The sequence below is a fragment of the Sphingomonas sanguinis genome (assembly GCF_001476905.1).
GTDB classification, from domain to species: domain Bacteria; phylum Pseudomonadota; class Alphaproteobacteria; order Sphingomonadales; family Sphingomonadaceae; genus Sphingomonas; species Sphingomonas sanguinis_B.
Window position 1 is genome coordinate 20,355 of the sequence record NZ_LDTE01000052.1, and the last position, 7,310, is coordinate 27,664.

General features: G+C 65.0%; 4 protein-coding genes. All 4 read left to right on the forward strand.

Translation table 11 applies throughout. The features are described 5' to 3' along the window. The first annotated feature begins 2 nt into the window (after window positions 1–2). From SB4_RS09350 to SB4_RS09365, 4 genes are read left to right on the forward strand one after another with little or no spacing between them, the layout of a single operon-like run. A complete protein-coding gene (locus tag SB4_RS09350; RefSeq protein WP_058752365.1) occupies window positions 3–1,559 on the forward strand; it encodes a tryptophan halogenase family protein in 1,557 nt (518 codons plus the stop codon). A 28-nt stretch (window positions 1,560–1,587) separates the two neighbouring features. Beyond that, window positions 1,588–4,782, forward strand: coding sequence for a glycoside hydrolase family 2 TIM barrel-domain containing protein (locus SB4_RS09355; protein ID WP_058752366.1), 3,195 nt, complete (start codon window positions 1,588–1,590; stop codon window positions 4,780–4,782). Between the two features lie 56 nt (window positions 4,783–4,838). Beyond that, window positions 4,839–6,404: an alpha-N-arabinofuranosidase gene (locus SB4_RS09360; RefSeq protein WP_058752367.1), complete on the forward strand. Its 1,566-nt coding sequence runs from the start codon at window positions 4,839–4,841 to the stop codon at window positions 6,402–6,404. Continuing rightward, window positions 6,404–7,309 (forward strand): family 43 glycosylhydrolase, encoded by a 906-nt coding sequence (locus tag SB4_RS09365; protein WP_241488563.1) that lies wholly within the window; start codon window positions 6,404–6,406, stop codon window positions 7,307–7,309. Before SB4_RS09360 ends, SB4_RS09365 begins: the two co-directional genes overlap by 1 nt. Window position 7,310: the final 1 nt, after the last annotated feature.

Below are 7,310 nucleotides of genomic sequence, written 5' to 3' on the forward strand. Positions count from 1 at the left end.
TGATGGAACGACCCGCTACCGCCCCACAGCCTCGTGGCTCGGCCGGTGATCCTGCGGCGATCGGGCGGATCGTGATCCTGGGCGGCGGCACCGCCGGTTGGATGGTGGCGGCGGCGCTGTCGCGGGTGCTGGGCCGGGACGGCCCGTCTATCACGCTGATCGAATCCGAAGAGATCGGCACCGTCGGCGTCGGCGAGGCGACGATCCCGCCGATCCAGGCCTTCAACGCCTTGCTGGGTATCGACGAACGGGCGTTCGTCGCGGCGACCAACGGCACCTTCAAGCTGGGCATCGAGTTCGTCGACTGGCGGCAGACCGGCCATCGCTATTTCCATCCCTTCGGCACCTATGGCCATGATTTCGGGGCGATCCCGTTCGAGGCGATCTGGCAGCGGATGAAGCAGCAGGGCCGTGCCGAGCCGCTCGACGCCTATGCGCTGGCGACGCTGGCGGCGCGGGCCAATCGTTTCACCACACCGCGCCCGGGCAACACGCCGCTGGGCCATATCGGCTATGCCTATCATTTCGATGCCGGGCTCTATGCCCGTTTCCTGCGCAGCCGGGCGGAGGCGCAAGGCGTCGTCCGGCACGAGGGCCGCGTGGCCCAGGTCGAGCGAAGTGCCGAGCCAGGCCGGATCGAGGCGATCGTGATGGAAGACGGCACGCGGATCGCGGGCGACCTCTTCCTCGACTGTTCGGGCTTTCGCGCGCTGTTGCTGGGGGAAACGCTGGGCGTGGGGTTTGAGGATTGGGGGCATTGGCTGCCCAATGACCGCGCCATCGCGGTGCCGTCGCAGCGGACCGGGCCGCTCACGCCCTATACCCGCTCGACCGCGCATGGTGCGGGATGGCAATGGCGTATCCCGCTTCAGCACCGCACCGGCAACGGCATCGTCTATGCCTCGACGCATTTGTCTGACGATGAAGCGACCGCGCGGCTGCTTTCTGGTTTGGACGGAGCGGCCTTGGCTGAGCAGCGGATGCTCCGCTTCCGTACCGGGCGACGCACGCGGCTATGGGAGGGGAATTGCGTTGCGCTAGGGCTGGCCGGGGGCTTTCTGGAGCCGTTGGAGTCGACCAGCATCCACCTGATCCAGGTCGGCATCGCACGGCTTCTGGAAATGCTGCCGACGCGGGCGTTCGAGGCGGCCGACCGGCGGCGGTACAATCGCCTGATGGCCGAAGAATATGAGGATATTCGGGACTTTATCATCCTCCACTTCCACGCGACCGAGCGCGACGACACACCCTATTGGCGTGGTCTGCGCGATATGGAATTGCCCGAAACGCTGCAGGACCGGCTCGCCATCTACCGCGCGACGGGGCGAATCTATCGTGAGGGCGAGGCGCTGTTCACCAAGACGAGCTGGCTGGCGGTGATGGACGGGCAGGGCCTGAGCCCGCGCGGTTTCGACCCCGTGGCGCTGGGCATGCCCGTCGACGAGGCGGCGGCGCGGTTGGCGCATATCGCGCTGGTCACGCGAAAATCACTTGAGGTGATGCCGGATCATGACGCATTTCTCCGACAACATGGTTATAGCATGACCGACAGCGCGTAACGCGCGGCAAAAAACAAAGGGGAGTGGTATGAAGTGGCGTTTGGCGGCCGGTGCGGCCGTGGTGGCTCTCGCGAGCCCGGTCATGGCGCAGGACGGCCCGCAAGTCGCCCCGGTCCAGGTCGATCCCAGCCGCCCCGATTGGGAAAACCCCGCCGTCAACGCGCGCGGCACCCGCCCCGCCAGCGCCACCGCCTTTCCCTATGAAAGCCGCGCGCTGGCGCTCGCCGGAGACCGGGCCAAGTCGAGCCGCTATATGAGCCTCGACGGCGATTGGTCTTTCGCCTTTTCGCCCTCGGTCGACGGCGCGCCCAAGGGGTTCGAGCGGCCCGATTATGACGTGTCGCGGTGGAAGACCATCAAGGTCCCCGCGATGTGGCAGGCCGAAGGCTATGGCCAGCCCAAGTACAACAACATCACCTATCCCTTCCCGGCCAACCGTCCGCTGGTGCCGCATGACGATAACGAGACGGGATCGTACCGCCGCGACTTCATCCTGCCGGACGGGTGGCGCGGGCAGGACGTGATCCTTCAGATCGGCGCGGCGGGGTCGGCCTATCGCGTGTGGGTCAACGGGCAGGAAGCTGGTTATTCCGAGGACTCCAAGCTCCCCACCGAATATGACGTCACCCGGTTCCTGAAGCCCGGCCGCAACGTCGTGGCGATCCGCGTGCATCGCTGGTCGGACGGCAGTTATCTGGAGGATCAGGATTTCTGGCGCGTCTCCGGGATCGAGCGTTCGGTGTATCTGCGGGCGGTGCCGAAGGCGCGGATCGACGATCTGTTCGTCCATGCGGGTCTCGACAAGGCCTATCGCGACGGCACGCTGTCGACCGAACTGACGCTGCCCGCGCTGCCTCAGGCGATGACCGCGCGGATGACGTTGCTCGACGGCGAGCGGGCGGTGGTGACGCGGGAGGTGGCGCTGGCGAAAGGCGCGACCTCGGCGACGCTCGACGCGACGGTGCCCGGCGTGCGCAGCTGGTCGGCGGAGACGCCCAACCTCTACACGCTGTTGGTCGAACTGATCGATGCGAACGGCCAGGTCGTTCAGGCCACGCCGCAGCGGATCGGCTTCCGCACCGTCGAGATCAAGGACGGGCAGGTCATGGTCAATGGCCGCCGCATCGTGATCCGCGGCGTCAATCGGCACGAGCATGACCCGGTGACCTTCCATGTCATCTCCGAAGAGTCGATGCGCCGCGACCTGGAGCTGATGAAGCGCAACAACTTCAACGCGATCCGGACCTCGCACTATCCCAACGACCCGCGCTTCCTGTCGCTGGTCGATGAATATGGCTTCTACCTGATGGACGAGGCCAATATCGAGAGCCATGCCTATATGGAGCAGGGCAACCGCCACGGCGGCGAGCGGGCGAAATACCAGCTCGGCTTCGATCCCGCCTGGGAAAGCGCGCATGTTTCCCGCGTGATGAACATGGTCGAGCGGGACAAGAACCACCCCTCGATCATCTTCTGGTCGCTGGGCAATGAGGCGGGCATCGGCCCCAATTTCGAAAAGGCGGCGGCGGCGATCCGGCGGCGCGACCCGGCGCGGCTGATCTCCTATCTCGGCTGGGGGACGCTCGACTGGAGCCATCAGCCCAACAGCTTCGTCGACATCTATGCGCCCATGTATGACGACATCGAGAAGATGGTCGACTGGGCCGAGGACCCGACGCGCACCCAGCCGATGATCCAGTGCGAATATGCCCATATGCAGGGCAATTCGGGCGGCAATTTCAAGGATTATTGGGACACCATCTACGCGCACCGCAAACTGCAGGGCGGTTTCATCTGGGATTGGGTCGACCAGTCCATGTACCGCTACACAAAGGACGGGCGGCGCTATTGGGGTGACGGCGGCGAGTACGGCCCCAATCCGGGCGGCGATATCGAATTCGGCGACGGGCTGAACCAGCCCGACCGGACGCCCAATCCACAGCTCTATGAGGTGCAGAAGGTCCAGTCGCCGATCCGCTTCGACGGTTATGATGCGAAGACCGGTCGGCTGACCGTGCACAACCGGCATGATTTCATCGACCTGTCGGGCTTTACCTTCGACTGGGTGGTGGAGAAGAACGGCGTCGTGGTGGCGAAGGGCGATCTGCCCGCGTTGACCACCGCCGCCGGGCAAGTGCAGACGGTGGCGCTCGCCCCGACATTCGCGCGGGAGCCGGGAGCGGAATATCTGCTGACCGTGCGCGCCCATGCCAAGCAGGGCACCATCCGCGCGGTGCCCGCCAACTATGTCGTCGGCTGGGAGCAGTTCGCGTTGAGCGATGCGCCTGCCATGCCGGTCGCCGCCAAGGGCAGGGTGGCGGTTGTCGACAGCGCCGACAGCGTCACCCTGTCGGCGAATGGCGCGGAATTGGTCATCGATCGCAAGACCGGACTCGTCACGCGCTACGCCGCAGGCGGACGGTTGCTGGCGCAGGGCGGCAAGCCCAACTTCGTCCGGGCCGAAACCGACAACGACACGGCCAACGGCACCGTCGCCCAGCAATCGCCCTGGTTCACGATGAACGGCCGCTATCAGGTACGGAGTGTATCGATCGGTCCCGACCAGAGCGTGACCGTCGATCACGAAATGGGGGCGGGCGCGGCGCGCTTCGTCACCCGCTATACGATGGCGGGCAATGGCGCGGTCGATGTCGACGGGCAGTTCGTGCCCTTGAAGGCCGATTTGCCGCCGCCGGTCCGTATCGGCCTGTGGTACACCATGCCGACCACGATGAAGACGGTCGAATGGTATGGCCGCGGCCCGCACGAAAGCTATGTCGATCGCAAGACGTCCGCCGCGATCGGGCTGTGGCGAGGGAGCATCGCCGAGCAGAATCACGATTACATGCGGCCGCAGGATACCGGCAACAAGGTCGATGTCCGTTGGATGGAGCTGTCGGGCGAGGGGGCGGGGCTTCGTGTCCGCGCCCCGAAACCGCTGATGATGCAGGCGCTCGCCTTCCCTTACACTGACCTTTACCGCCGGGCACCGGGGACGTGGAAGTCGACCGATATCGTCCCGCATGGCGAGACGACGCTGATCGTCGATGCCGCGCAATGGGGTGTCGGCGGCGATACGACTTGGAGCCATGTCGGCCAGCCGCACATGAAATATCGCACGACGTTGGAGCCGACCCGCGTCGCTTTCCGCCTGGAACCCTTTACCGGTGAGGGCACGACGCCCGACCAGGCGACGCCTGCGCGTGCGACAGAGCCGCAATAGGGCTATTCTTTACTCGGACAATAAGCCATCATGCCGCATCAGGCAGAGGAGAATCCATGAAAAGGGCAACGAAATTCCTGTTCCCGGCGGCGGTCGCCACCCTGTTCGCGGGCACCGCGACGGCACAAACCGCGCCCGCCAACACCGCGGACACGGTCGAGATACATGCCGATCGGGCAGGTCCGGTCTATAACCGCCATATCTTCGGCCAGTTCGCCGAGCATCTGGGCACCGGCATCTATCCGGGCATCTGGGTGGGCAAGGGCAGCAAGATCCCCAACATCAACGGCTATCGCCGCGACGTGATCGACGCGCTGAAGGCGATCCGCGTCCCCGTGATCCGCTGGCCGGGCGGCTGCTTCGCCGACGAATATCACTGGCGCGAAGGCGTCGGCCCGCAGGCCAAGCGCCTGACCAAGGTGAACACCAACTGGGGCGGCGTGACCGAGGACAACAGCTTCGGCACCAACGAGTTCATGAACTATACCGAGCTGGTCGGGGCGGAAGCCTATGTCTCGGGCAATGTCGGCTCGTCCGCGCCGTCGGAAATGGCCGAGTGGGTCGAATATATGACCTTCCCGTCCAAATCGACCTATGCCGAGGAGCGTCGCAAGAACGGCCGCGACAAGCCATGGAAGCTCGCCATGTTCGGCATCGGTAACGAGCTATGGGGTTGCGGCGGCAATATGCGCCCCGAATATGCGGCGGACGTGACGCGTCGCTATTCGACCTTCCTGAAGGTCCCCGCCGGCGAAAAGCTGATGAAGATCGCCAGCGGCGCGAACAGCGAGGACTATAACTGGACCGAAGTGATGATGCGCGACGCCGGAAGCGCGTTCGACGGCATCGGCGTCCATTATTACACCGTCCCCGGCACCTGGGAAAAGAAGGGCGCGGCGACCGGCTTCGACGAGGAAGCCTGGGCGCGCACCCTGTCCAAGACGCTGAAGATGGAAGAGCTGCTGACCAAGCACTCGGCGATCATGGACAAGTACGATCCGCGCAAGCGGGTCGCGCTGCTCGTCGACGAATGGGGCACCTGGTATGATGTCGAACCCGGCACCAATCCGGGCTTCCTGTATCAGCAGAACTCGCTTCGCGATGCGATGGTCGCCAGCCTGAACCTCGACATCTTCGCGCGCCATGCCGACCGCGTGCGCGGCGCGAACATCGCGCAGATGGTCAATGTGCTGCAGGCGATGATCCTGGTCGACGGCGCGCGCATGGTGAAGACGCCCACCTATTGGGTGTTCGACATGTACAAGGACTATCAGGACGCCACCGTCCTGCCGGTCGATGTCCAGTCGCGCTGGTACAATAAGGACCAATGGGTGATGAAGGCGGTCAGCGCCTCGGCGGTCCGCGACAAGGCCGGCGTGGTCCATGTCGGCCTGACCAATGTCGATCCCAATCAGCCCGCGACCGTCACCGTCAAGCTGGACGGCCTGAACGCCGCCCAGGTGTCGGGTCGTATCCTCACCGGTGCGACGATGGATGCGCACAACACCTTCGACGCGCCCAACCAGATCGCGCCGCAGCCGTTCAACGGCGCGACGCTGTCGGGGGGCACGCTGACGGTGCAGATCCCGGCCAAGTCGGTCGTGATGCTGGACCTGCGCTGATGAAGGCCCGCGCCGGAGCGCTGCTCGCCGCCGTCCTTCTTACCGGGGCGGCGGGGTCCGCTGTGCCCCGGCGCGATGTTGCATGGAACAGTCCGGGGGCGGGCAACCCCCTGCTTCCGGGCTATTTCGCCGACCCTTCCATCGTGCGCGATGGGGGGCGTTGGTATATCTTCGCCACGGTCGATCCCTGGGGCGATGACCGCCTGGGCCTGTGGACCTCGGACAATGGCCGCGACTGGACCTTCTCCCAGCCCGACTGGCCGACCAAGCAGGCGGCGACCAGCCCGACCTCGGGCGATGCCAAGGTCTGGGCCCCCTCAGTGGTTAAGGCGGCGAACGGCCGCTGGTACATGTATGTATCGGTCGGCAGCGAAGTCTGGGTCGGCTCCGCGCCCTCACCGGCGGGTCCCTGGGCCGATGCCAATGGCGGCAAGCCGCTGATCGCGCGCGACTTCGCGCCGAAATATCACATGATCGATGCCGAGGCATTCGTTGACGAGGACGGCCAGGCCTATCTCTATTGGGGATCGGGGCTGAACTGGGTCAACGGGCATTGCTTCGTCGTGAAGCTGAAGCCCGATATGGTGCATTTCGACGGCGAGCCGAAGGACGTGACGCCCGCCAACTATTTCGAAGGCCCCTTCATGGTGAAGGAAAAGGGGCGCTACCTGCTGATGTACAGCGACGGCAACACGACCAAGGATACGTACAAGGTCCGCTATGCGGTCGGGTCCTCGCCGATGGGGCCCTTTACCGAGGCGGCGAACAGCCCGGTGCTGGAAACCGATGCGGCCAAGCAGATCATCAGTCCCGGCCATCACGCGGTCTTCGCCGATAAGGGGCGGTCCTACATCCTCTATCACCGCCAAGCGCTGCCCTTCGTGATGGGCAGCGCTTGGCGGTGAT